Genomic DNA, 25,349 nt, shown 5'->3' on the forward strand with positions numbered 1-25,349 from the left:
GCTCCAATTGGGGCATGTGTACGGCGATCATCAGCGTCGAGCCGTCGTCCCCTTTTCCAGCGCCTCGGCGGGCGCGGCGGCCGGGGTCGCCGGGGCCGCGGGGGCCTCGGCGCGGGCGACGTAGGACTCGCAGTGGTCCAGCCAGCGCACCTCGGCCTCCGCCTGGAAGATCATGGACTCCAGGACCAGCCGCCACGCGCGGTCGCCCTGGTCGGCGGGGACGGCGGGCGCGTCGGCCTTCAGCCGGGTGAGGTCCTGGAGGGCGCGCAGCGTGGCGGTGCGCTGCGCCTGGACGACGGCGGCGACGTCCACGCCCGGGGTGGTGACGGCCATCGCCAGCTTGATCGCGAGCTCGTCGCGGGGCCGGTCGGCCCGGACGAGCGGGGTGGCGAACCACCGCCGGACGTCGGCCTCGCCCTCCGGGGTGATCCGGTAGACGAACCGGCCCTCGTCGTCGGCGCCGACGCGGGTGACGAGCTCGTCGCGTTCGAGCCGGGAGAGGGTGGAGTAGACCTGGCCGATGTTGAGCGGCCAGGTGCCGCCGGTGGAGGACTCGAACTCGGCGCGCAGCTGGTAGCCGTAGCGGGGCCCCTGGGACAGCAGGGCCAGCAGGCCGTGACGGATCGACATGCCTACCAAGTATGCATACCGCGTATCCCCAAGGCAATACCGAGTATGCATCCGAGAGGACACACCACCGGGATTTCACTGTGAGCGACGGCGCGGAGCTTTAACGTGACCGATGTCCCCGGCCGATCAGGAGAGACCCGTGACCTCGGACTGCACCATCAGCGTCCTGCGCGACGTGCTGCGCGTGTACGACCACCGCTACCTGAGCCTCGACCGCGTCCAGCGGGAGCGGCTCGTGGAGGGCACCCGCCTCGTGCTCGGCGAGGAGGGGCTGAGCGAGGCCGCCCGCGCCGCCATGCCGGCGTCCGTGCGGCTCCGGGCGTTCTGCATCCAGCACGGCCTGCGCGAGGAGCTGGAGCGGCTGATCCGGGACGAGGTGGAGGGCAGCCCGGCGGGCGCCGTGGTGGTCGGCGGCCGGATCTACGCGATGTACCCCTACCTGCGCGGCGTCCCCCGGCAGGACGCCGACATCACCACCGAGGTCGGCGTCGAGCACCGGCTCGACGCGGTCGCCTGGCAGGGCCGCAAGGTGCGCATCCGCGGCGTCGCCGCGCTGCAGCGCGTCGAGACCAACCACACCGCCGTGGACCTCATCCTGCGCGAGCGGACGTCCGGCGTCGAGCACGGCTTCCCCGCCGGGCCCCGCCCGGACGGCGCGCGCGGCTTCGAGGCCGTCGCCGACCCCGCCGCCGTGGCGCCCGGCCGCTGGGACGTGCACGTCGCGGCGACCGCGCTCGGCGTCACCCGCGAGGCCCGCTTCGGCTCCGTCCGCGCCGAGGGCGTGCGGACCGGCCCGCAGCGGCGGGCGGCCGGCGCGAAGGACGTCGCCGTCTACTTCACCAGGGGCGGCCACCTGGCGCTCTTCGTCAGCGGCACCGGCGGCGGCCCGTCGCTGCGGGCCCGGCTGCTGCGCCGGTTCGGCCTCTGAGCCTCCCCGGGCACGCGGGCCGGGCCCTGAGAACGGCGAAGGCGCGGAGGCCGCCGGCCTCCGCGCCTCCGGCGCGGTGCTCAGTCGTTGAGCCAGCTCATCATCGGGCGCAGCTCGGCGCCCGTCTTCTCGACCGGGTGCTCGGCCATCTTCTCGCGGTACTCCTTGAACTTCTTCTGGCCGCTCTCGAACTCGTCCACCAGCTCCTTGGCGTACTGGCCGGACTGGATCTCGCCGAGGATCTTCTTCATCGCGGCCTTGGTCTCCGGCGTGATCACGCGCGGGCCGCTGCGGTAGCCGCCGTACTCGGCGTTGTCGGACACCGACCAGTACATCTTGGAGATGCCGCCCTCGTACATGAGGTCCACGATCAGCTTCAGCTCGTGCAGCACCTCGAAGTAGGCGACCTCCGGCTGGTAGCCGGCCTCGGTCAGCACCTCGAAGCCGGTCTTGACCAGCTCGGACGCGCCGCCGCACAGCACGGCCTGCTCGCCGAACAGGTCGGTCTCGGTCTCCTCGGTGAAGGTGGTCTTGATGCCGCCCGCGCGCAGGCCGCCGATCGCCTTGGCGTAGGAGAGGGCCAGCGGCCAGGCGTTGCCGGACGCGTCCTTCTCCACGGCCACGATCACCGGCACACCGCGCCCGGCGACGAACTGGCGGCGGACGAGGTGCCCCGGGCCCTTCGGCGCGACCATCGCCACGTCCACGCCCTCCGGCGGCTGGACGAGGCCGTAGCGGACGCTGAAACCGTGGCCGAAGAACAGCGCGTCGCCCTCGACGAGGGCCGGCTTGATGTCCTTCTCGAAGATCTCCCGGTGGTGGTGGTCCGGGGCCAGCAGCATGATGAGGTCGGCCTCCTCGGCCGCCTCCGCCGGGGTCACGACGCGCAGGCCCTCGGCCTCCGCCAGCTCCCGGCTGGCCGACCCCTCGCGGAGCCCGACCCGGACGTCCACGCCGGAGTCGCGCAGGGAGAGCGCGTGCGCGTGCCCCTGGCTGCCGTAGCCGATGACCGCCACGTGCCGGCCCTGGATCACGCTCAGGTCGGCGGCGTCGTCGTAGAACATCTCAGCCACAGTGCTGTCGCCTTTCGTTGTATCTGTATTGGTCTGCCGACGTGCGGGGGCGGGCCCCGCACGGGCTACGCGCTGCGCTCGATCGCCCGGAGCGAGCGGTCGGTGATGGACCGGGCGCCGCGGCCGATGGCCACCATGCCCGACTGCACCAGCTCCTTGATGCCGAACGGCTCCAGGACCCGGATGAACGCGTCCAGCTTGTCGCGGTTGCCGGTCGCCTCGATCGTGACCGCGTCCGGCGCGACGTCCACCACCTTGGCACGGAACAGGTTGACGGTCTCCAGCACCTGCGAGCGCGTCTCCGCGTCCGCCCGCACCTTGACCAGCACCAGCTCGCGCTGGACCGACGCCCCGGAGTCCAGCTCGACGATCTTCAGCACGTTGATCAGCTTGTTGAGCTGCTTGGTGACCTGCTCGAGCGGCAGGTCGGCGACGTTGACCACGATCGTCATCCGGGAGATGTCCGGGTGCTCGGTGACGCCGACGGCGAGGGACTCGATGTTGAAGCCGCGCCGGGAGAACAGCGCCGCGACCCTGGCCAGGATGCCGGGCTTGTTCTCCACCAGCACCGAGAGGGTGTGCAGGCTCATCGGGGTCAGTCTCCGTTCTCCCACTCGGGCGCCATGTCCCGCGCGATCTTGATGTCGTCGTTGGTGGTGCCGGCCGCGACCATCGGCCAGACCATGGCGTCCTCGTGCACGACGAAGTCGATCACGACGGGCGCGTCGTTGATCTCCATGGCCTTGGCGATGACCTCGTCGACGTCCTCGGCCTTGTCGCAGCGCAGGCCGACACAACCGTACGCCTCGGCGAGCTTGACGAAGTCGGGGATCCGCTTCTCGGCGTGCTCGGCCTGCGGCTTGAGGCCGGTGTTGGAGTAGCGCTCGTTGTAGAAGAGCGTCTGCCACTGCCGGACCATGCCGAGGTTGCCGTTGTTGATGATCGCGACCTTCACCGGGATGCCCTCGATCGCGCAGGTCGCGAGCTCCTGGTTGGTCATCTGGAAGCAGCCGTCGCCGTCGATCGCCCACACCGTGGTGTCGGGCGCGCCCGCCTTGGCGCCCATCGCCGCCGGGACGGCGTAGCCCATCGTCCCGGCGCCGCCGGAGTTCAGGAACGCGCCCGGCCGCTCGTACTTGATGAACTGCGCGGCCCACATCTGGTGCTGGCCGACGCCCGCGACGTAGTAGGCGTCCGGACCGGCGATCTCCCCGATCCGCTCGATGACGTACTGCGGGGACAGCGAGCCGTCGGCCGGCGTGTCGTAGCCCAGCGGATAGGTCTCCCGCCAGGCGTTCAGCTGCCGCCACCAGTCGGTGTAGTCGCCCTTGCGGCCCTGCTCGTGCTCGTTCTGCACGGCGACGATCAGGTCGGCGATGACCTCGCGGGCGTCCCCGACGATCGGGACGTCGGCGTGCCGGTTCTTGGAGATCTCCGCCGGGTCGATGTCGGCGTGCACGACCTTGGCGTGCGGCGCGAACCCGTCCAGCTTGCCGGTGACCCGGTCGTCGAACCGGGCGCCGAGGGTGACCAGCAGGTCGGACCGCTGCAGCGCGCCGACCGCGCCGACCGCGCCGTGCATGCCGGGCATGCCCATGTGCAGCGGGTGGCTGTCGGGCAGCGCGCCCTTGGCCATCAGCGTGGTGACGACGGGGGCGCCGGTCAGCTCGGCGAGCACCTTCAGCTCGGCGGACGCGCCGGCCTTCAGCACGCCGCCGCCGACGTACAGCACCGGGCGCTCGGCGTTCACGATGAGCCGTGCCGCCTCGCGGACCTGCTTGGAGTGCGGCCGGGTGACGGGCCGGTAGCCGGGCAGCTGGAGCGCGACCGGCCACTCGAAGGCGACGGTGGCCTGGAGCGCGTCCTTGGCGATGTCGACCAGGACCGGCCCCGGCCGCCCGGTGCCCGCGATGTGGAACGCCTCGGCGATCGTCCGGGCGATGTCCGACGCCTTGGTCACCAGGAAGTTGTGCTTGGTGATCGGCATCGTGATGCCGGCGATGTCGGCCTCCTGGAAGCCGTCCGTCCCGATGAGGGAGGACGCGACCTGGCCGGTGATCGCCACCATCGGCACCGAGTCCATGTAGGCGTCGGAGATCGCCGTCACGAGGTTGGTCGCGCCGGGGCCGCTGGTGGCCATGCAGACGCCCACCTTGCCGGTCACCATCGCGTAGCCCTGGGCGGCGTGTCCGGCGCCCTGCTCGTGCCGGACGAGGACGTGGCGCAGCTTCTTGGAGTCGAACAGCGGGTCGTACGCCGGGAGGATCGCGCCACCCGGAATGCCGAACACGGTGTCGACGCCGACGTTCTCCAGGGCGCGGACCAGCGCCTGGGCTCCCGTCATCTGTTCGGTCGTCATGATTCTGCGGTTCCTTGGGGAGTGAGTCTTGGCTCGCCGGGCAACAAAAAACCCCCGCCGCCGTGAAGCGGTCGAGGGGAGGCGCGCAGGACGAGAAGCTTGGTCAGCCCGCGCGCCGGCCAAGTACTACGAGGATGATGGAGGTGCTCTGCACGAGCCCACTTTCGCCGATGTCCGCCCCCCGGTCAAATCCGTGGACAGTAAATCTCAGGATTTGAGATAACTGTGGCGCGGTTCACGCGGCGGAGGTCAGCCCGGCAGGGGCAGCGCGACGTCGCCCGGCCGGTTGCGCCCGGCGAGGTTCGTCCGCACCAGCGACTCGACCCGCCCCGCCGCCATCGGGCGCGCCACGAGGAAGCCCTGGCCGCGCGGGCAGCCCATCTCCCGCAGCAGCTCCAGCTGCTCGGGCCGCTCGATGCCCTCCGCCACCACGGTCAGCCCGAGGTCGCTGCCGAGCCGGACGATCGTGCGGGTGAGCAGCGTCAGCGTCTCGTCCGCGCCGAGGCCCGCCACGAACGACGGGTCGATCTTGATGATGTCCACCGGGAGCTGCCCGAGGTAGGCCAGCGAGGCGTACCCGGTGCCGAAGTCGTCGATCGCCAGCCGGACGCCGAGGTCGCGCAGCTCCGACAGCCGCGCCACGTTCTGCCCGGCGTCCTCGACGAGGACCTCCTCGCGGACCTCCAGGGTGAGCGCGCTCGGCGCCAGCCCCGTCTCCTCCAGCACCGCCGCGACCGTCTCGGTGAACCGCGGCGCGGCGATCTGCCGGGCGGTGAAGTTCACCGACAGGCCGATGTCCCAGGAGTCGCCGCGCCAGCGGGCGACCTCGCGGCACGCCTCCCGCAGCACCCACTCGCCGAGCGGCACCATCAGGCCGGACTCCTCCGCCGGGCCGATGAACTCCTCCGGCGGCACCGCCTCGCTCCCCCGCCACCAGCGCAGCAGCGCCTCCACCCCGGTCACCCGGGACGTGCCGAGGTCCACCACCGGCTGGAACTCCACCGCGAACTGCTCCTCGGCGAGCGCCGTCTGCAGGTCGCTGCCGAGCTCCAGCCGCCGGACGACGTCGGCGTGCATGTGCGGGGCGTACACCTCGACGCGCCCGCCGCCCGCCTCCTTCGCGCGGGCCATCGCGAGGTCGCCGTTGCGCAGCAGGTCGGCGGCGGAGCGGCGGACCCGGCGGCCCGCGTCGGCGCCGCCGGGGCCGGCGCCGGGCTCCTCCTCGTCCCCGGCGAACGCGATGCCGACGCTCGCCGTCAGCACGATGTGCTTGTCGCCCACCTGGTAGGGGTCGGCCGAGAGGACGCGCAGCAGCCGCCCGGCTAGCTCGACCGTGGCGCGGGTCTCGCCGTCGTCCGGCGGGAGCTGCACGAGCACGGCGAACTCGTCGCCGCCCCACCGCGCCACCGTGTCGTCCGACAGGACGTTCGCGCGCAGCCGCCGCGCGGCCTGCGCGAGCACCTGGTCGCCGGCCGCGTGGCCCTCCGAGTCGTTCACCGCGGTGAACCCGTCGAGGTCGACGAACACGACCGCGGCCTTCCCGCCGGACGGCTGCCGCGACAGCACCTCCCGCGTCCGCTCCTCGAAGTAGGACCGGTTCGGCAGGCCCGTCAGCCCGTCGTGGAACGTCAGGTGCGCGACCTGCCGCTGCAGCGCCGCCTGCTCGCTCAGGTCCCGCGTCGTCACCAGCAGCCGCGCCGGCGTCCCGGCCGAGCCGCTGTACCGCGAGATCGTCGACTCGGTCGGCAGCCAGGTGCCGTCGGCCGCGCGCACCCGGCACGACACGCGCAGCGCGTCGTCGGGCCCGCTGCCCGGCTGCTCGCCCAGGAACTCGGTGAACACCGCCTGGACGCGCGGCAGGTCCTCCGGGTGGACGATCTCGCTCAGCGGGCGCCCGAGCAGCTCCTCGGACGTGTAGTGGTACGTCCGCAGCGCGCCCGCGCTGGCGTACTGGACGGTCGCGTCCAGGTCGCAGATGAGCACCGCGTCGTTGATGCTCTCCGACAGCGCCCGGAAGTGCTCCTCGCCGGTGTCCACGGCCCGGCGCAGCGCCTCGTTCTCGTGCAGCAGCGCGGCGAGCCGCGCGATCAGCACCAGCGCGGCCGAGCCCGCGGCGATCGACACGCCGGGCTCCAGGCCGTTCTGGCCGGTGAGCGAGTGGCCCCCGATGAACAGCGCCGCCGCGGCGGCGACCGCGGCGGGCGCGATGCCGGGGCCGATCATGCGGCCCCGCTCCTCGCCGTCCACCTCGACGTCCGCCGGGATGTCGTCGACCGGCAGGTCCGGCTCGGCGACCGGGCCGGTCCACGGCACCAGCAGCAGGAGCAGCAGCCCGGCGAGGCGGAGGATGTCGGACGGGTCGTCGGACGGCCCGCCGCCGTCCAGCCGGACGAACGTGCTCACGATGTCGGCGGCGGCGATGGCGGTGAGCGCCCCGTACCCCATCCAGGCGAGCCGCCGGTGCCCGCGGGCCGCGCCGAGGACGAACGGCAGCGCGCCGCAGACGAACACGATGTCGATCAGCGGGTACAGCAGTTCCAGCAGGAACTCCTGCGGCGCCTCCCCCGACCGGTGGTACAGGGTGCCGAACAGCGCGACCCAGCCGAGCACGAACAGCGCGCACGCGCAGACATAGGTGTCGGCCGCGTAGCGCAGCCAGGTGCCCGCGTCGCGCGGCAGCCGAATCGGCGCGACGAGACCCGTGACGAGCGCCACCAGCGCGAACAGGTAGAACAGGTCGGGCACCGACAGGGACAGCGCGGTGCGGCCGGCGCCGTCCGCCAGGGCCCCGCCGAGCGCGCCGACGAACCAGGACGCGGCGGCGATCCCGTACCACCGCCACGACGCGCGCCAGAGCCCGCCCGGTGCGCCCGGCTCCGCCGGGACGCCGTCCGGCCGGCGCGACGACAGCAGCAGCGAGACCGCGGCGGCGCCCGCGGCGCCCGCCTCCGCCCACGCGATGAACGCCCGGCCGCCCCAGCCCAGCAGCGAACCGGTGGCGTACAGCACGCCGACGACCGCGGCCATGGCGACCGGCAGCGCACGCGGCGGCACCCGCCTGGCGTAGTCGCCGCTCATCGCGCCGGTCCCTTCCTGCCCCCGGTGGGGCGTGTCGGCCCCCGCGGACGGTGGACGCCGCACGTCGGGGAAGAGTCGGGGTCCACGACCCTCGCCGCCCGTACAACGGGCGGAAGGCCGCGGATCGTGCCCCGCGCAGGGTCGGCGCGGGCCGGTGGCGACCGGCCTGCCTGGGGGGAGCATGCCTGCCGGAGCCGCCTGCCGGAGATCAGCGACGTTGCTGCACTACGGGATCACCGTGTCGCTCACTGTACGTTCGGTAGGTCACGGAGCGATTGAGGCTGAGCGTCCTCCCGGCGACAAACGACCTCGTCGCGGATCCGTTTGGGAGGCCCGAAATGGGATCGTCACCGAATCGGCGGCTTGCCCCACATGACGCTCGGTGACGGGGAACGACCGGACCGCCGGATGCGTACTACCTACGGGAGGCGTTCATGCGACTGCACACGATCGTCCTGGTCTCGACCGCGGTGCTCCTCGCGGGCTGCTCGTCCTCTTCGTCCGGCGGGGGCGACGACGGCGGTGGGCGCACGTCGCCGCCCGTTTCGTCCGGCGCGCCGTCCGGGACGCCCGGAGCGCCCGGCGAGCCGCGCACGATCGCCGCGGATCTGGAGGTGCCGTGGGCGGTGGCGTTCCTGCCCGGCGGCGACGCGCTGGTGACCGAGCGGGACTCGGGCCGCGTGGTGCGGGTCGCGCCGTCCGGGCAGAAGACGGTCGTCGGCACGGTGCCCGGCGTGGAGGCGCAGAGTGAGGCGGGGCTACTCGGCGTGGCCGTGTCGCCGTCGTACGCGTCCGACCATCTCGTCTACCTGTACTACACGGCCGCGGCGGACAACCGTGTCGTCCGCGCCACCTATGACGGGCGCCTCGGTACGCCCGAGCCGATCGTCACCGGCATCCCCAAGGGCCCCAACCACGACGGCGGACGGCTCGCGTTCGGCCCCGACAAGATGCTCTACATCGCCACCGGCGAGACCGGCGACGGCCCCCTCGCCCAGGACAAGAACTCCCTCGCCGGGAAGATCCTCCGCGTGACGCCCGACGGGAAGCCCGCCCCCGGCAACCCGTTCGGCAACCGCGTCTGGACGTACGGGCACCGCAACGTCCAGGGCCTCGCCTGGGACGGGAAGGGCCGCCTCTACGCCACCGAGTTCGGCCAGAACCGCTTCGACGAGATCAACCTGATCCAGAAGGGCAAGAACTACGGCTGGCCCGAGGTCGAGGGCGACGAGGACGGCGACGGCTTCACGAAGCCGCTGCTGACCTGGACGACCGACGAGGCGTCGCCGTCCGGTCTCGCCTACGCGGACGGCTCCCTGTGGGCCGCCGCGCTGCGCGGCGAGCGCCTCTGGCAGGTCCCCCTGAACAACGGCAAGGTGGGCCGCCCCGTCGCACACCTCCAGAACGAGTTCGGGCGCCTGCGCGCCGTCACCAAGGCCCCCGACGGCACCCTCTGGGTCACGACCAGCAACCGCGACGGCCGCGGCGACCCCGCCCCCAACGACGACCGCATCCTCAGCGTCCACCCCGGCTGACCACCGTCCCGCGCCCATCGGAGGGGCGCGGGACGGCACCGCGTGTCAGGATGCGTGATCAGGACGCGCCGAGCTTCTCCAGGATGAGCTCGCGGGCGCGGCCGGCGTCGGCCTGGCCGCGGGTGGCCTTCATCACGGCGCCGACGAGGGCGCCGGCGGCGGCGACCTTCCCGGCGCGGATCTTGTCGGCCACGTCGGCGTTGTCGGCGATCACCTGGTCGATGACCGAGGACAGCTCGCCCTCGTCGCTGACGACCTTCAGGCCGCGCTTCGCGACGACCTCGTCCGGCGTGCCCTCGCCGGCGAGGACGCCCTCGAACACCTTGCGGGCCAGCTTGTCGTTCAGCTCCCCGGCCGTGATCATCGCCTGCACGCGGGCGACCTGCTCCGGCGTGATCGGCAGGTCGGCCAGCTCGACGCCCTGCTCGGTGGCGCGCCGCGACAGCTCGTTCATCCACCACTTGCGGGCCGCGCCGGCGTCGGTGCCCTGCGCGACCGTCGCCTCGATGAGGTCGACCGCGCCGGCGTTGACGACGTCGCGGAGCTCCAGGTCCGACAGGTTCCACTCGGCCTGGATGCGGCGCCGCCGCGCCGCCGGGAGCTCCGGCAGGGACGCGCGCAGCTCCGCCACCCAGTCCCGGGACGGCGCCATCGGTACCAGGTCGGGCTCGGGGAAGTAGCGGTAGTCCTGCGCCTCCTCCTTGCTGCGCCCGCTCGTGGTGCGGCCGGTGTCCTCGTGGAAGTGGCGGGTCTCCTGGACGATGCGGCCGCCGGCGTCCAGCACGCCGGCCTGCCGCTCGATCTCCGACCGGACGGCCCGCTCCACCGACCGCAGCGAGTTGACGTTCTTGGTCTCGGTGCGGGTGCCCCACTCGGACGCGCCGCGCGGCATCAGCGAGACGTTCACGTCGCAGCGCATCGAGCCCTGCTCCATGCGGACGTCCGACACGCCGAGCGACCGGACCAGCTCGCGCAGCTCCGTCGCGTACGCGCGGGCCACCAGCGGCGCCTTGTCACCGGTCGCCGGGATCGGCTTGGTGACGATCTCCACCAGCGGGATGCCGGCCCGGTTGTAGTCGACCAGCGAGTACTCGGCGCCGTGGATGCGCCCGGTCGAGCCGCCGACGTGCAGCGACTTGCCGGTGTCCTCCTCCATGTGGACGCGCTCGATCTCGATCCGGTACGTCTCGCCGTCGACCTCGACCTCCAGGTGGCCGTCCACGCACAGCGGCTCGTCGTACTGCGAGATCTGGAAGTTCTTCGGCATGTCCGGATAGAAGTAGTTCTTCCGGGCGAACCGGCACCACTCCACGATGTCGCAGTTCAGCGCCAGGCCGATCTTGATGATGCCCTCGATCGCCGCGTGGTTGGTCACCGGCAGCGCCCCCGGCAGCCCGAGGCACACCGGGCACACCTGCGTGTTCGGCTCCGCGCCGAACTCCGTCGGGCAGCCGCAGAACATCTTCGACGCGGTGCCGAGCTCGATGTGCGTCTCGATCCCGAGGACCGGCTCGTACTTCGCCAGCGCCTCGTCGTAGTCCATCAGCGTCGGGGTGGTCACTTCGCCTCCACCAGTTCCGGGGCCTGCGCCAGCAGCGGGCCGCCCCAGCGGTCTTCCAGGGCCCGCTCGACGGCGGCGCCGACGCGGTACACGCGGTCGTCGCCGAGGACGGGGGCCATGATCTGCAGGCCGACGGGCAGGCCGTCCGCCAGGCCGCACGGCACCGAGATCGCGGCGTTGCCGGTGAGGTTCGCCGGGATCGTGCACAGGTCGGCCAGGTACATCGCGATCGGGTCGTCGGCGCGCTCGCCGACCGGGAACGCGGTGGTCGGCGTGGTCGGCGAGACCAGCACGTCCACCTGCTCGAACGCCGCCTCGAAGTCGCGCTTGATCAGCGTGCGGACCTGCTGCGCCTTGCCGTAGTAGGCGTCGTAGTAGCCGGACGACAGCGCGTAGGTGCCGAGCATGATGCGCCGCTTGACCTCGGGCCCGAAGCCCTCGGCGCGGGTCAGCGCCATGACCTCCTCGGCGCTGCGGGTGCCGTCGTCGCCGACGCGCAGGCCGTACCGCATGGCGTCGAACCGCGCCAGGTTGGACGAGCACTCCGACGGCGCGATGAGGTAGTAGGCGGGCAGCGCGTAGGCGAAGTGCGGGCAGGACACCTCGACGACCTTCGCGCCGAGCGACTCCAGCAGCTCGACCGCCTCGTTGAACCGGGCGGACACGCCATGCTGGTAGCCGTCGCCGGCGAACTCCTTGACGACGCCGACCCGCAGCCCGTTGACGTCGGCGCGGCGCGCCGCCTCCACGACCGGCGGGACGGCCTCGCTCACCGAGGTGGAGTCCATCGGGTCGTGGCCGCTGAACGCCTCGTGCAGCAGCGCCGCGTCGAGCACGTTCCGGGCGAACGGGCCCGGCGTGTCGAGCGACGACGCGAACGCGATCACGCCGTACCGGGAGGAGCCGCCGTAGGTCGGCTTCATGCCCACGATGCCGGTGACGGCGGCGGGCTGCCGGATGGAGCCGCCCGTGTCGGTGCCGGTCGACAGCGGCGCCTCGTACGCGGCGACCGCCGCCGACGACCCGCCGGACGAGCCGCCGGGGACGCGCTCCAGGTCCCACGGGTTGCGGGACACGCCGTAGGCGCTGTTCTCCGTGGACGAGCCCATCGCGAACTCGTCCATGTTGGTCTTGCCGAGGATCACCAGGCCGGCCTGCCGCAGCCGCGCCGTCACGGTCGCGTCGTACGGCGGCCGCCAGCCCTCCAGGATCTTGGACCCGGCGGTGGTGGGCATGTCGGCGGTGGTGAAGACGTCCTTGTGCGCGATCGGGACGCCCGCCAGCGGGCCGAGCTCGGCCCCCGCCGCGCGCCGCTCGTCCACCTGCCGGGCCTGCGCCAGCGTCGTCTCGCGGTCGACGTGCAGGAACGCGTTGACCTGCCCGTCCACGGCGGCGATACGGTCGAGGTGCGCCTCGGCCACCTCGACGGCCGACACCTCGCCGGCGGCGAGCAGCTCGCCGAGCTCCGCCGCCCCCTTCCTGACCAGTTCACTCGAGTCCTTCTGGGGGGACGACCCCCCAGCCCCCCCGGGACGTGCCGCCTGACCGGCGCCTTCCACTCCGCTGCGCTCCGTTCCAGTCACCGGTCAGGCCTCCTCGTCCAGAATCCGCGGCACGCGGAAACGCTGCTCCTCGGCCGCCGGGGCGCCGGAGAGGGCCTGCTCGGGGGTGAGGCACGGGCGTACCTCGTCCTCCCGGTAGACGTTGGTCAGCGGCAGCGCGTGCGAGGTGGGCGGGATGTCCTCCGCCGCGACCTCCTGCACCCGCGCGACCGCGGAGATGATCTGGTCGAGCTGGGCGGCGAGACGGTCGAGCTCGTCGTCGCCGAGCGCCAGCCGGGACAGCCGGGCGAGGTGCGACACCTCGTCACGGGTGATGGCGGACATGATGGAAACCGTTCCTGCGATGAAGTGGGTTCCCGCCCATCCTATGGGCCGAGCGCCCGCGGGCCCGCCCGGTTTACGCAGGCACGATCGCGGCGCGCCGTTTCATCTCCGCACACGGGGAACGCTCCCCTCGTCCACCCCCGGGACGACGAGAGGAGCCCGCCGTGACCATCGGCGGCAGCATCGCCCTGATCATCATCGGCGCGATCCTGGCCTACGCGGTCAACTACGAGTTCAGCGGCATCGACATCCGCCTGGTCGGCGTGATCCTGATGATCGGCGGCCTGATCGGCCTGGTCATCGGCATCGTCCGGATCGTGTCCGCCCGCCGCGCCGTCGACCGCCGCCCCCCGCCGGCCGTCCGCGAGGAGTACTACACCGACGACTACGAACCCCGCCGCCGCTACTGACCCAGCGCGGCGCCCCGGCCCCCGGAGCGCGGGCAGGCACGCGGAGCGAGTTCTGCGAGCGCAGCGGGCCTGCCCGCCGAGCCGGGCGACCGGAGCGACACGCCACGAACCCGCACGGTCGCAAGGACCAGAACCGTGGCGTGAGGATCGACCGGCTCGTGACGGGGGTTCCAGGGGGTCGCCCCCCTGGGAGATCACGCTGCGGGTTCGGGGGCCTTGCGGGAGTGGCGGCGGAGCCAGGCGGTGGCGGCCGCGGCGTCCATCGGGCGGCCGAAGTGCCAGCCCTGGGCGGCGTCGCAGCCCATTTCGCGGAGGGTCTCGGCGGTGGCCGGGTCCTCGACGCCCTCGGCGACCGAGCGCAGGCCGAGGGTGCGGACGAGGTCGACGATGGAGCGGACGATGACGGCGTCGTCGGTGGAGTCGGCGAGCCGGTGCACGAACGAGGCGTCGATCTTGATCTCCTCGACGGGGAGCCGCTTCAGCCGGACGAGGGAGGAGTAGCCGGTGCCGAAGTCGTCCAGGCTGAGCGGGATGCCGAGGGCGGCGAGGGCGCCGACGGTCTCGGAGGCGTAGGCGGGCTCGTTCATCAGGATCCGCTCGGTGATCTCCAGTTGGAGCGCGGCGGCGGGCAGGCCGCGGGCGAGCAGGCCCTCCTCGATCGTCTCGGCGAGGCCGGTGTCGAGGAGGTCGCGGCCGGAGACGTTCACGGCGACCTGGACGGCGAGGTCCTCCCGCCACCAGGCGGCGGTCTGCGCGAGCGCGGCGGTCACGACATGGTGGGTGATCGAGCGCATCAGGTACGTCTGCTCGGCGACGGACAGGAACGCCTCGGGTTCGAGGACGCCCTGGTCGGGGTGGCGCCAGCGCAGCAGCGCCTCCATGCCGACGAGCTGGCCGTCCCGCAGCGAGACCTTCGGCTGGTAGAACAGCTCCAGCTCGGAGCGGTCGATGGCGCGGCGCAGGTCGCCGAGCATGCTGAGCCGCGCCGGGGAGTTGCGGTCCTTGCCGGGCGAGTAGGTCTCGACGCCGGTGCGGGCCTCCTTGGCGTTGTACATCGCGACGTCGGCGCGCTGCAGGAGCAGCTCGAAGTCGGGCGCGTGGTCGGGGAACAGCGCGATGCCGACGCTGGCCTCCAGGTCGAACGACATGCCGTCCAGCCGGACGGGCTCGCTGAGCGCGGCGCGCAGCCGGGCGGCGACCTCGCGGGCGGCGGCCTCGTCCCGGACGGTCGGCAGCAGCACCGCGAACTCGTCGCCGCCGAGCCGCGCCACGAGGTCGCCGGGGCGGACGCTGTGGGTGAGCCGGTGCGCGACGAGTTGCAGCAGCCGGTCGCCGGTGGGGTGCCCGAGGGTGTCGTTGACCTCCTTGAAGCGGTCGAGGTCGAGGAGGAACAGCCCGGCGCGGTGGTCCGGCGGGTCGGCGGGCCTGCGGCGCCGGGAGCCGAGCCGGCCGGGGCGGTGCCGCTCGGCGCCGCGCTTGGACGCGCCGTGGTGCTCGGCGCCGCGGCTCTTGGCGCCGCGCGCCTCGGCGAGCGCCTCCTCGGTGCGGACGATCAGCAGCTTGCGGTTGGGCAGCCCGGTCAGCCCGTCGTGCAGGGCCTGGTGCTCGCGCCGGACGGAGACCGAGGCGTTCATGTAGACGGCGATGAACGGCAGGACGATCAGCGGCACGAACAGGGCGGACCGGTCCATGGCGACGACCATCAGCGGGGCCAGCCCGAGCAGCGCCAGGTGGACCAGGATCTGGTAGCCGAGGTCGAAGCGGAGCGCCTTCACCAGCGAGACCCGCTCGTGCAGGGCGACGGCGGAGCCGACGAGGGTGTCGTTGCAGACGAAGTACACGGCGCCGGCGAGGGCGATCGCGGGCAGGTCGGAGCCCTGCGGCACCCACAGGCTGGACGGGGTCGCGAGGTTGCCCGACAGCGCGAGGACGAGCTGCGCGGCGGCGAGGCTGAGGGTGTACTGGGCGGCGTTGAAGGCGATCCGGTGCGGGGCGCGGCCGCGGAAGATGCCGCAGGTGATGACGGCGACGGCCTGGAGCGCGGCGGCGATGGGCAGGCCGGCGTACAGCAGCGCCGCGAACGAGAACGTGGTGGAGGTGGTGGCGCCGTTGTTCTCCGTGGAGCCCGGCGTGATGATCGGGCGCATCTCGCCGAAGATGATGAAGCAGGCGAGGATCCAGAAGACGGGCGTGCCGACGAGGGCGTCCAGGTCGGCCGCGCTCAGCCCGGAGAACGCGGCCCCGCCGGCCGTGACGCCGAGCAGGATGACCACGACGAAGTAGATCCACAACGGGGAGCCGCGGCGCGGTGCCGTGTTCCGCGTATTGTTCGGGTCCTTCATCACATCCTCGGGGGGAGGTTCGGGGGGCCGGCCCCCGGCACCGGGCGTCCCCGCTCCCGGGGGGACGCCTCCCGGGTGTTACGTCCGGAGATTCAGGTGTAGGTCGTGATGAGTGGGAGGGTACGGCCTTTGGTCAACTTCGCGAAACCGATTGCGTACGTTCCGTTATGCCGTATCACACCCACCGCTCACCGTTGGGTGATCGTAGTGTACCCCTGAGTAACGCGATGCTGGTCGGACCCCCATGACCACGCGGCGTTATTCGTCGGCGCGCAAAGTTACGTTTTTGGCCGCATCTGGCCCGTCGGCGAGCAGCACGCGGAAGCCGTCCTCCGCCAGGACCGGTACGCCCAGCTTGACGGCTTTGTCGTATTTCGACCCTGGACTGTCGCCGACGACCACGAAGCCGGTTTTCTTCGACACCGAGCCGGACACCTTGCCACCGAGCCGCTGCACCGCCTCGGTCGCCGAGTCGCGGCTGTACTCCGCGAGCGAACCGGTGATCACCACGGTGACGCCCTCCAGCGGGCGCGGGCCCGCGGCGCCCTCGTCCTCCATCCGGACGCCCGCGGCCCGCCACTTGTCGACGATCTCCCGGTGCCAGTCGACCGCGAACCAGTTCTTGATCGAGGCCGCGATCGTCGGCCCGACGCCGTCGACCGCCGCCAGCTCCTCCTCGGTCGCGGCCGCGATCGCGTCCATCGAGCGCATCTCGCGGGCCAGGTCGCGCGCGGCCGACGGCCCCACGTGCCGGATCGACAGCGCCACCAGCACCCGCCACAGCGGCTGCCGCTTGGCCTTCTCCAGCTCCTCGAAGAGGATCTCGACCGTCTTCTTCGGCTCGCCCTCCTTGTTGGCGAAGAACGACACGACCTTCGGCTCGCCGGTCTTCGGGTCGGTCTTGGCGGTGCCGGTCTTGGAGTCGAGCACCAGGCTCCGGATCGGCAGCAGCTGCTCGACCGTCAGGTGGAACAGGTCGCCCTCGTTCTTCACCGGCGGGTCGGACGGCTCCAGCGGCTGCGTCAGCGCGGTCGCCGCGACATAGCCGAGCGCCTCGACGTCGAGCGCGTTGCGGCTCGCCACGAAGTACAGCCGCTCGCGCAGCTGCCCCGGGCAGTACTGCGCGTTGGGGCACCGGATGTCGGCGTCGCCCTCCTTCTCGTACGCCAGCTCGGTGCCGCACTCGGGGCAGTGCGACGGCATCTCGAACTCGCGCTCGGAGCCGTCCCGCAGCGCGGTCACCGGCGCGACGATCTCCGGGATGACGTCGCCGGCCTTGCGCAGCACGACGGTGTCGCCGATCAGCACGCCCTTGCGCTTGACCTCGCCCGCGTTGTGCAGCGTGGCCCGGTCGACGGTGGAGCCCGCGACCTTCACCGGCTCCATCACGCCGAACGGGGTGATGCGCCCGGTGCGCCCGACGCCGACCTTGATGTCGAGGAGCCGGGTGTTGACCTCCTCGGGCGGGTACTTCCACGCGATGGCCCAGCGCGGCGCCCGGCTCGTCGACCCGAGCCGCCGCTGCAGGGAGAACTCGTCGACCTTCACCACGACGCCGTCGATCTCGTAGGCGGGGTCGTGCCGGTTCTCGCCGTACTCGGCGATGTACTCGCGGACGGCGTCGAGCCCGCCGACGACCTTGTAGCGGTCGCTGACCGGCAGCCCCCAGCCGCGCATCAGCTCGTACGCCCCGGACTGGCTCTCCGGCTGCGTCCCGCCCCGCCAGGCGCCGAACCCGTGGACGAGCATGCCGAGCGGCCGGTGCGCGGTGACCCGCGGGTCCTTCTGCCGCAGCGACCCCGCCGCCGCGTTGCGCGGGTTGGCGAACGGCTCCTTGCCCGCCTCCACCTGCGCGGCGTTGACCTGCTCGAACCCGGCGACCGGCAGGAACACCTCGCCGCGGACCTCCAGCACGTCCGGCCAGCCGTCGCCGGCCAGCCGGTCCGGGATGTCGGCGATCGTGCGGATGTTGTTGGTGACGTCCTCGCCGGTGCGCCCGTCGCCGCGGGTGACGCCGCGCGTCAGCCGCCCGCCCTCGTAGGTCAGCGCGATCGCCAGGCCGTCGATCTTCAGCTCGCACAGGTAGCCGGCGACGGTGCCGACCTCCTTGACGACCCGCTCGTCCCACGCGAGCAGCTCGTCGGCGCTCATCGCGTTGTCGAGGCTCTGCATCCGCTCCAGGTGGCCGACCGTCGCGAAGTCGGTGACGATCGGCGCGCCGACCTTCTGCGTCGGCGAGTCGGGAGTGACCAGTTCGGGATGCCGCTCCTCCAGCGCGCCGATCTCCCGCATGCGCGCGTCGTACTCGGCGTCGGTGAGCGTCGGCTGGTCGAGGACGTAGTACCTGTAGTTGGCCTCCTCGAGCTCCCGGCTCAGCTCGAGGTGCCGCTGCCGTGCCTCCGCGGGAACGCCATCGCTCATGGTCATGCCCCCATTGTCGCCAACGCGTCCGACATTATGACCCGTGACGCACCCTGGTCATCCGCCTTCTTGGCGGCCCGCCGACCCGCCGGTGGGACGGCCCCTCCGGTCACTCGTCCGCGGCTTCGTAGAGCATCCGGGCGGTGTCGCGGCAGCGTTTGAGGGCGTCGCGGACATAGCGGGGCGACGCGCCCGCCATGCCGCAGGCGGGGGTGATCACGACCTGCCGGGCGAGCTGCGCGGGCGGGAAGCCGAGCCGCCGCCACAGGCCCTTCACCGGCTCGCCGGTCGCCTGGAGGGACGGCAGCGCGGCGTCGCTGCCGGGCACGGCGCCGAGGAACAGCCCGATCCCGGCGTCGATGGTCTCCCCCACCGCGTCGTCGTCGCGCTTCGGCACGAGGCGCAGGTCGACCGAGATCGCCTTCGCGCCGGCGCCGCGCAGCAGCCCGTACGGGACGTTCCGGGCGCAGCAGTGCACCACCGGGTAGGCGCCGGCGGCGTCGATCACCGTGCGGAGGGCGTCCTCGGCGACGGGCTCCTCGACGGCGCGGAGCCGCGAGAAGCCGCTGGCCGTCGGGACCGTCCCGGCCAGCGCGGCGGGCAGGCCCGGCTCGTCCAGCTGAAGGACGATCTCCGCCGCGGGCAGCCGCCGCCGGACGTCCGCGACGTGCGCGGCCACGCCCTCGGCGAGCGAGGCGGTCAGGTCCCGGACGGCGCCCGGGTCCTTCAGCGCCCGGTCGCCGTGCCGCAGCTCGATCGTGGACGCCAGCGTCCACGGCCCGCACACCTGGATCTTGAACGGCCCGTCGTGGCCGCCCGCGACCTCCTCCAGCACGTCGAGGTCGCGGGCCAGGTGGTCGCGGGAGCGCAGCGTGTCGCGGCCCGGCCGGTCGGAGAACCGCCAGCCGGACGGCTCGACCCGCACCGGCATGTCGATCAGCAGCCCGGCGGTCCGGCCGGTGAGGTCGGCGCCGGGGCCGCGCGCGGGCAGCTCCGGCAGGTGCGGCAGGTCGGGAAGCTCGCCGAGGACCACCCGCAGGGCCTCCGCAGGGTCGTCCCCCGGATATGACCCCACTCCAGTCGCCGTCCCCGCCTGCCACGGGTAGCTCGTCGTCACGTCCCCGACCCTATCGGCGCCGTGATCAGACCAGGTCCGCGAGCCGGTCGAGGTAGCGGAGCGTCGCGTCCTCGGGCTCGGTCCTCAGGTTGAACAGCACCTCGTCGACGCCGGCGTCCGCCAGTTCGGCGACGGCCTCCTTCTTCCCGGGCACGCCGAACAGGGTGACCGGCACTCTGCGGCCGGCCCGCTCCCGCAGCTCGGAGATCTGCGCCGCCAGCGTGTCCGTGCCGCGCCCGTAAATTGGCATCCAGCCGTCGCCGAACTCGACCACCCGGTCGAACGTCGTCGCGCCGGACCCGCCGATCATCACGGGCGGGTGCGGGTCCTGGACGGGCTTCGGGTAGGAGAACACGGGGTCGAAGTCGACGAACTCGCCGTGGAACTCCGCCTGCTCCTTCGTCCACAGCTCCTTGACGGCGAGCACGCGCTCGCGGAGCAGCCGCATCCGCGTCCTCGGGTCGGTGCCGTGGTTGCGCATCTCCTCCCGGTTCCAGCCGGCGCCGACGCCGAGCACCGCCCGCCCGCCGGAGACCAGGTCGAGGGACGCGACCTCCTTCGCCAGCACGATCGGGTCGCGCTGGACGACCAGCGCGATGCCCGTCCCGACGCGCAGCCGCTCCGTCACGGCCGCCGCCGCGGTCAGCGCCACGAACGGGTCGAGGGTCCGGTAGTACTTCCGGGGCAGCTCCGCCCCGCCGGGCCACGGCGACTCCCGCTTCACCGGGATGTGCGTGTGCTCGGCCAGGTACAGCGACCCGAGCCCGCGCTCCTCCAGCGCCCGCCCGAGCGCCGCCGGCCCGATCCCGTCATCCGTCACGAACGTCGAAACACCGAACTCCACAGCCGCCTCCCAAGTTCCGTCCAGGAGACGATAGGCCAACCGGTCACAGCGGCAAGGACCCCGCACACCCCCAGCCCCTCCAGGACACCTCGGCGTTCGGGGCTTGGGGGTCAAAGAGTGCGGGGTCTAACAGGGCCCGAGGTCTAACAGGACGCGGTCAGGCCGGGACGCGGGTGGTGTCGGCGATCGTGGCGGACGCGAGGACGCGGTCGCCGGTGTAGAGGACGGCGGCCTGGCCCGTCGCGACGCCTCGGGCCGGGGTGGCGAGGGTCATGCGCAGCTCGTCGCCGTGCGGCTCGGCGGTGCAGTCGTAGACCTCGCCGTGCGCGCGGAGCTGGACCTGGCAGCCGAAGGGGCCCTCCGGGACGTCGCCCAGCCACACGGCGCGCTCGCCGGTGATCTCGCGGACGTCCAGCTGCTCGCGCGGCCCGACGGTCACCGTGTTCGTGACCGGGGAGATGTCGAGGACGTAGCGGGGCCGGCCGTCCGGCGCCGGGGTGCCGAGGCGCAGGCCCTTGCGCTGGCCGATCGTGTAGGCGTAGGCGCCGTCGTGCTCGCCGACCTCGTTGCCGTCGGTGTCGACGATCGGGCCCCTGGCGGCGCCGAGCCGCTCGGCGAGGAAGCCGCGGGTGTCGCCGTCGGCGATGAAGCAGATGTCGTGGCTGTCCGGCTTGTCGGCGACCTGGAGGCCGCGCCGCTCCGCCTCGCGCCGGATGTCGGCCTTGGAGGTGTCGCCGAGCGGGAACAGCGCGTGCGCGAGCTGCTCGGGGGTGCAGACGGCCAGCACGTAGGACTGGTCCTTGGCCGGGTCGACGGCGCGGCGCAGGACGCCGTCCTCCAGGCGGGCGTAGTGGCCGGTGCAGACGGCGTCGAACCCGAGCGCCATGGCGCGGTCGAGCAGCGCGGCGAACTTGATCTTCTCGTTGCAGCGCAGGCACGGGTTCGGGGTGCGCCCGGCGGCGTACTCGCTGACGAAGTCCTCGACGACGTCCTGGTGGAAGCGTTCGGCGAGGTCCCAGACGTAGAAGGGGATGCCGATCACGTCGGCGGCGCGCCGGGCGTCGCGGGAGTCCTCCAGGGTGCAGCAGCCGCGCGCCCCCGTCCGGTAGGACTGCGGGTTGCTGGACAGGGCCATGTGGACGCCGGTGACGTCGTGCCCGGCCTCGGCGGCGCGGGCGGCGGCCACGGCGGAGTCGACGCCGCCCGACATGGCGGCGAGAACGCGCAGAGTCATAGTCCTTCGAGGGTACGCGGCGTGGCCCGGTCCGCCGTCCGCATTTCCGCGTACGATTGGGGCCGCTATGGGAATCTTCCGCCGTCCGCGCGAGGCGTCCACCGTCGTACCGCCCGCGATCAGCGAGTTCTGGGAGTGGTGGGCGCAGGCCCGCCCCACCATCGAGGCGTCGCTGGCCGCCGGGCCCGAACCCGACGCGGCCGAGGCCGCCGTGCCCGGCGAGGGGCTGTCGGCCGAGACGATCGAGGAGCTGTCCCGCCGCGTCCACAAGATCCATCCGGGCCTGCAGTGGGAGATCGGCGGCGCCGACGACCGGAGCCCGTCGCTGACCGTGACCGGCGGCGGCGACCCCGAGCTGCGCGGCCTCACCGAGCGCTGGGCCCGCTCCGCGCCCTCCGGCGCCGCGGCCGGCGGCTGGAGCTTCCACCCGGCGCGCCAGGCCGACCCGGAGATGCTGTCGCAGGACCTCATCCTCGGCGACCACGAGTTCGACCTGGAGTACGTCCGGCTGGGCATGCGCGCCGACGCCGACCGCGCCCGCGTGCACATCACCGCCTACCACCCCGACTTCCTGTTCGTCGCCGAGGAGCAGCAGCTCCAGGTGGCGCTGAACGTCCTGTACTGGGCGCTCGGCGAGGACGACGTGGCCCGCTGGATCGGCGAGGTCGCGATCGCGACGGAGGCGCCGATCGACGCGCTGGTGCCGTCGATGCTGCCCGCCGTCGTCGAGCAGGTGGCCGAGCCGTTCGCCGAGCCCGCCTGGCTGACCGGCGAGGGCCGCACCCCGCGCGGGCACCCGGCCCGCCTCGGCGCCCGGTTCCCGCTGCACCGGCAGGACTACCCGCTCTGCGACCTGCACGTGGCGATCACCGTCCCGTACGCCAACAGCAACCCCGACCGGCTGCCGGTCGAGCCGTCGGCGGGCGCGCTGCGCTCGTTCGAGAAGAAGCTGGCGAAGCTCGGCGACCGGGCGGTCCTCGCCGTCCGGGAGACGGGGGACGGCCTGCGGGTCTTCCACCTGTACGCCGACCCCGACTCGGGCGTCATCTCCGAGCTCGACCAGCTCGCCGCGGGCTGGCCGGAGGGCAAGGCCAAGGTCGCCTCCACCGCCGACCCCGGCTGGAAGGCCCTCGCGCCCTACCAGCCGTGAGAAGCCGCGTGCCCTACCAGCCCTGGCGCGTGGCGTCGACCTTGCGCCAGCGGGCCTCGCAGAACGAGTAGAGGCCGAAGGTGAGGACGCCGGCGGCGACGGCCGCGAGGCCCCAGGCGCCGGCGGGGGTGTCGGCGAACTCGCGGAGCGTGCCGTCGAGGCCGCGCGCCTTGTCCGGCTGGAACGTGGCGGCCGCGTAGGCGAGGAACGCGCCGGCGCCGAGGCCGACCAGGCCGCGGGCGGCGTTCCCGACGATGCCGAGGGGCTGGACCGACCGCCGCGCCACCCTGCCCATCTTGGCGGTCTCCAGCTCGTCCAGGAAGCCGCGCCGGACGGCGCCGACGACCACGATGACGCCCCAGACCACGAACCCGGCGGCGATCGCCAGGACGAGCCAGCGGCCGCCGGGCTCGCCCATCAGCCGCGCCGTGATGGTCTGGGACTGCCGGTCGCTCGACGTGCCGTGGTGGCCGAACAGGAACGCCAGGGTCCCCGCGCAGCCCGCCGTGTACATGACGGCGCGCCCCGCCGAGCCCAGCCGCTTGGTGGGCTTGTCACCGTCCTCTACGGGACGCCCGTACAGGACCTCGGCGAGCTGCCAGAGGGCGAGCGCGGCGAAACCGGCCGCCATCAGCCCGAGGACGACCGGGCCGCCCGGCTTCTCGGCGACCGCCTCCAGCGCGCCCTTGCGGTCGGCCTCCTTCCCGCCGCCGCCGAACGCCACCTGGAGGGCGAGCCAGCCGATGAGGAGGTAGAGGAGTCCGCGGGCGGCGAGACCCGCCCGGGACAGGTGGTGGAACCAGGGGTGTCCCGCCGCCTGCTTGATGCCGTCGCTCACGTCCGTCGTCACGGGCAACGCCGTCCCCGTTCAAGAGAAGGTCAAACCCGGGGCGGATCGGCCGGCGGTCAGCTGAGGCCGGCGCGGCGCGCGCGTTCCACCACCGGGCCGATGGCGTCGGCGAGGGCCTTCACGTCGGCCTCGGTGGAGGTGTGGCCGAGCGTGAAGCGCAGCGAGCCGCGGGCGCGCTCGGTGCTCGCGTCCATCGCGAGCAGGACGTGGCTGGGCTGGGAGACGCCGGCCGAGCACGCCGACCCGGTGGAGCAGGCGATGCCGCGCGCGTCCAGCAGCATGAGCAGGGCGTCGCCCTCGCAGCCGGGGAACGAGAAGTGGGCGTTGCCGGGGAGGCGGTCGACGGGGTCGCCGTTCAGGACGGCGTCCGGCACGGCGGCGCGGACGGCGTCGATCAGCCGGTCGCGCAGCTCGGTGAGGCGGCGCGCCTCGGCCTCCCGGCGGGCGACGGTGGCCTGGACGGCGGCGGCGAACCCGGCGATGGCCGGGGTGTCGAGCGTCCCGGACCGGACGTCGCGCTCCTGGCCGCCGCCGTGCAGCAGGGGCACCGGGTCCAGGAAGACGGGCTCTTTGGGCTTGGCGAGCAGCAGCGCGCCGACGCCGATCGGGCCGCCGAGCTTGTGGCCGGTAATGGTCAGGGCCTGCGCGCCGCTCGCCGCGAACCCGACGGGCAGCTGCCCGGCGGCCTGGACGGCGTCGGTGTGCAGGGGGACGCCGCGCTCGCGGGCGGCGGCGGCGAGCTCGGCGACCGGCTGGACCGTCCCGACCTCGTTGTTGGCCCACATCACGGTGGTGAGCGCCACGTCGTCGCCGGAGCCGAGCGCGTCGCGGAGCGTCTCGGGGCGGACGCGGCCCAGCCCGTCCACCGGGAGCCACTCGACCTTCGCGCCCTCGTGGTCGGCGAGCCACTGCACCGCGTCCATGACGGCGTGGTGCTCCACGGCGCCCGCCAGCACGCGGGTGCGGGCGGGGTCGGCGGCGCGGCGGGCCCAGAACACGCCTTTGACCGCGAGGTTGTCGGCCTCGGTGCCGCCCGAGGTGAACACGACCTCGCTGGGCCGGGCGTCGAACGCCTCGGCGATGATCTCGCGGGACTCCTCGACGACGCGGCGGGCGCGCCGTCCCACCGCGTGCAGGGAGGACGGGTTCCCCAGCTCGCGCAGCTCCGCCGTCATCGCCTCGACGGCCTCGGGCAGCATCGGGGTCGTCGCCGCATGGTCGAGGTAGGTCACCACGCGGTCAACATTATCCGCGCCGGTCCTGTTCCCCGCCGTCGCCCGTGCCGTTGCGCGCGGGGGCGGGAATAGCCGCCGGGAAGGGCCGGTTCACCGTCTGTACCGTCCAGCCGGTACAGTAGGAGCATCATGACGAAAGACGCCCTTCTGGACGCCGCCGAGGCCGTGCTCTCCGAGCAGGGCACGCAGGCGCTGACGCTCATCGCGGTCGCCGACCGCGCCGGCGTCAGCAAGGGAGGGCTGCTCTACCACTTCCCCACCAAGGAGGCGCTCGTCCGGGCCATGGTGGCGCGGGTCATCGAGGAGTTCGACGACCTGATCGCCGCCTACGTCGACGCGTACGGGGACGGCGTGCCGAGCGCCTACACCCGCGCCTACGTCGAGGCCACGTTCGAGATCCTCACCGGGGAGGCCCGCGCCTACCGGCGCTGGTCGGCCATCACGGCCGCCGCGGCGGACCCGGAGCAGGGCGAGCCGCTGAACGCGGCGATGCGCCGCTGGCACGGCCGCGACCCCGCCGAGGACCCGGACCCGGGCGCCGCGATGGTCGTCCGGCTCGCGGCCGAGGGCCTCTGGGAAGTGGTGAGCCATGATCCCGAGCTGTACGACGCCGCGCAGCTCGAAGCACTGAAACGGCGGCTGCTGGACCTTCTGGAGCGATGACGGGGGCACCCGCCCCCTGACTCCCGTCCCGCC

20 protein-coding genes are annotated in these 25,349 nt (G+C 73.1%); 5 read left to right on the forward strand and 15 right to left on the reverse strand.

Annotation, left to right across the window (positions count from 1 at the left end; genetic code table 11):
• Nucleotides 1-30 precede the first annotated feature (30 nt).
• The gene (locus tag ETD96_RS13030; protein WP_138636586.1) at nucleotides 31-630 is read right to left on the reverse strand and encodes a PadR family transcriptional regulator; all 600 of its coding nucleotides are present in this window, start codon (nucleotides 628-630) and stop codon (nucleotides 31-33) included.
• Between the two features lie 139 nt (nucleotides 631-769).
• Between ETD96_RS13030 and ETD96_RS13035 the strand changes: the two genes are divergently transcribed.
• Nucleotides 770-1,558, forward strand: a complete 789-nt coding sequence (locus ETD96_RS13035) for a hypothetical protein (protein WP_240807581.1) — start codon at nucleotides 770-772, stop codon at nucleotides 1,556-1,558.
• Nucleotides 1,559-1,638: 80 nt separating this feature from the next.
• Here ETD96_RS13035 and ilvC read toward each other — a convergent pair whose 3' ends face one another.
• The 4 genes from ilvC to ETD96_RS13055 all read right to left on the reverse strand — a co-directional run bounded on the left by ilvC (nucleotide 1,639) and on the right by ETD96_RS13055 (nucleotide 8,068).
• The gene (ilvC, locus tag ETD96_RS13040; RefSeq protein ID WP_138636602.1) at nucleotides 1,639-2,622 is read right to left on the reverse strand and encodes a ketol-acid reductoisomerase; all 984 of its coding nucleotides are present in this window, start codon (nucleotides 2,620-2,622) and stop codon (nucleotides 1,639-1,641) included.
• Between the two features lie 74 nt (nucleotides 2,623-2,696).
• Entirely contained in the window at nucleotides 2,697-3,221 is a 525-nt protein-coding gene (gene ilvN, locus ETD96_RS13045) for an acetolactate synthase small subunit (protein WP_138636588.1), read from the reverse strand.
• A gap of 5 nt (nucleotides 3,222-3,226) precedes the next feature.
• Nucleotides 3,227-5,113, reverse strand: a complete 1,887-nt coding sequence (locus ETD96_RS13050; RefSeq protein ID WP_274704604.1) for an acetolactate synthase large subunit — start codon at nucleotides 5,111-5,113, stop codon at nucleotides 3,227-3,229.
• A 126-nt stretch (nucleotides 5,114-5,239) separates the two neighbouring features.
• Complete coding sequence (locus tag ETD96_RS13055) at nucleotides 5,240-8,068, reverse strand: putative bifunctional diguanylate cyclase/phosphodiesterase (protein WP_138636590.1); 2,829 nt, start codon at nucleotides 8,066-8,068, stop codon at nucleotides 5,240-5,242.
• A 434-nt stretch (nucleotides 8,069-8,502) separates the two neighbouring features.
• On the opposite strand from ETD96_RS13055, the gene ETD96_RS13060 reads away from it, so the two are divergent.
• Complete coding sequence (locus ETD96_RS13060; RefSeq protein WP_138636591.1) at nucleotides 8,503-9,603, forward strand: PQQ-dependent sugar dehydrogenase; 1,101 nt, start codon at nucleotides 8,503-8,505, stop codon at nucleotides 9,601-9,603.
• A gap of 58 nt (nucleotides 9,604-9,661) precedes the next feature.
• Here the strand turns inward: ETD96_RS13060 and gatB are convergent, their stop codons facing one another.
• The 3 genes from gatB to gatC form a co-directional block, all read right to left on the reverse strand.
• The gene (gene gatB / locus ETD96_RS13065; RefSeq protein WP_138636603.1) at nucleotides 9,662-11,146 is read right to left on the reverse strand and encodes an Asp-tRNA(Asn)/Glu-tRNA(Gln) amidotransferase subunit GatB; all 1,485 of its coding nucleotides are present in this window, start codon (nucleotides 11,144-11,146) and stop codon (nucleotides 9,662-9,664) included.
• A 14-nt stretch (nucleotides 11,147-11,160) separates the two neighbouring features.
• Nucleotides 11,161-12,651 (reverse strand): Asp-tRNA(Asn)/Glu-tRNA(Gln) amidotransferase subunit GatA, encoded by a 1,491-nt coding sequence (gatA, locus tag ETD96_RS13070; RefSeq protein WP_171069008.1) that lies wholly within the window; start codon nucleotides 12,649-12,651, stop codon nucleotides 11,161-11,163.
• Nucleotides 12,652-12,750: 99 nt separating this feature from the next.
• Nucleotides 12,751-13,050 carry an Asp-tRNA(Asn)/Glu-tRNA(Gln) amidotransferase subunit GatC gene (gatC, locus tag ETD96_RS13075; RefSeq protein WP_138636592.1) on the reverse strand — a complete coding sequence of 100 codons (300 nt, stop codon included), beginning with the start codon at nucleotides 13,048-13,050 and terminating at the stop codon, nucleotides 12,751-12,753.
• 164 nt (nucleotides 13,051-13,214) lie between these two features.
• Here gatC and ETD96_RS13080 point away from each other — a divergent pair, with 164 nt between their 5' ends.
• Complete coding sequence (locus ETD96_RS13080; protein ID WP_138636593.1) at nucleotides 13,215-13,460, forward strand: DUF6458 family protein; 246 nt, start codon at nucleotides 13,215-13,217, stop codon at nucleotides 13,458-13,460.
• Nucleotides 13,461-13,654: 194 nt separating this feature from the next.
• Here the strand turns inward: ETD96_RS13080 and ETD96_RS13085 are convergent, their stop codons facing one another.
• The 5 genes from ETD96_RS13085 to mnmA all read right to left on the reverse strand — a co-directional run bounded on the left by ETD96_RS13085 (nucleotide 13,655) and on the right by mnmA (nucleotide 21,418).
• Complete coding sequence (locus ETD96_RS13085) at nucleotides 13,655-15,802, reverse strand: putative bifunctional diguanylate cyclase/phosphodiesterase (protein ID WP_138636594.1); 2,148 nt, start codon at nucleotides 15,800-15,802, stop codon at nucleotides 13,655-13,657.
• 258 nt (nucleotides 15,803-16,060) lie between these two features.
• Entirely contained in the window at nucleotides 16,061-18,229 is a 2,169-nt protein-coding gene (ligA, locus tag ETD96_RS13090; RefSeq protein WP_138636595.1) for an NAD-dependent DNA ligase LigA, read from the reverse strand.
• Between the two features lie 103 nt (nucleotides 18,230-18,332).
• Nucleotides 18,333-19,340, reverse strand: coding sequence for a methionine synthase (locus tag ETD96_RS13095; RefSeq protein WP_138636596.1), 1,008 nt, complete (start codon nucleotides 19,338-19,340; stop codon nucleotides 18,333-18,335).
• Nucleotides 19,341-19,365: 25 nt separating this feature from the next.
• A complete protein-coding gene (locus ETD96_RS13100) occupies nucleotides 19,366-20,184 on the reverse strand; it encodes an LLM class F420-dependent oxidoreductase (RefSeq protein WP_138636597.1) in 819 nt (272 codons plus the stop codon).
• 157 nt (nucleotides 20,185-20,341) lie between these two features.
• Entirely contained in the window at nucleotides 20,342-21,418 is a 1,077-nt protein-coding gene (mnmA, locus tag ETD96_RS13105; protein WP_138636598.1) for a tRNA 2-thiouridine(34) synthase MnmA, read from the reverse strand.
• Between the two features lie 67 nt (nucleotides 21,419-21,485).
• On the opposite strand from mnmA, the gene ETD96_RS13110 reads away from it, so the two are divergent.
• A complete protein-coding gene (locus ETD96_RS13110; protein WP_138636599.1) occupies nucleotides 21,486-22,568 on the forward strand; it encodes a DUF695 domain-containing protein in 1,083 nt (360 codons plus the stop codon).
• Between the two features lie 13 nt (nucleotides 22,569-22,581).
• On the opposite strand, the gene ETD96_RS13115 is transcribed toward ETD96_RS13110, so the two are convergent.
• Entirely contained in the window at nucleotides 22,582-23,418 is an 837-nt protein-coding gene (locus ETD96_RS13115; protein ID WP_240807582.1) for a DUF1206 domain-containing protein, read from the reverse strand.
• Nucleotides 23,419-23,474: 56 nt separating this feature from the next.
• Complete coding sequence (locus tag ETD96_RS13120; RefSeq protein WP_138636605.1) at nucleotides 23,475-24,650, reverse strand: cysteine desulfurase family protein; 1,176 nt, start codon at nucleotides 24,648-24,650, stop codon at nucleotides 23,475-23,477.
• 132 nt (nucleotides 24,651-24,782) lie between these two features.
• On the opposite strand from ETD96_RS13120, the gene ETD96_RS13125 reads away from it, so the two are divergent.
• On the forward strand, nucleotides 24,783-25,316 hold the full coding sequence (locus ETD96_RS13125; RefSeq protein WP_138636601.1) for a TetR/AcrR family transcriptional regulator: 534 nt from the start codon (nucleotides 24,783-24,785) through the stop codon (nucleotides 25,314-25,316).
• The last annotated feature ends 33 nt before the right edge of the window (nucleotides 25,317-25,349 follow it).

The sequence above is a fragment of the Actinomadura geliboluensis genome, assembly GCF_005889745.1.
Taxonomy (GTDB): Bacteria; Actinomycetota; Actinomycetes; order Streptosporangiales; family Streptosporangiaceae; genus Spirillospora; species Spirillospora geliboluensis.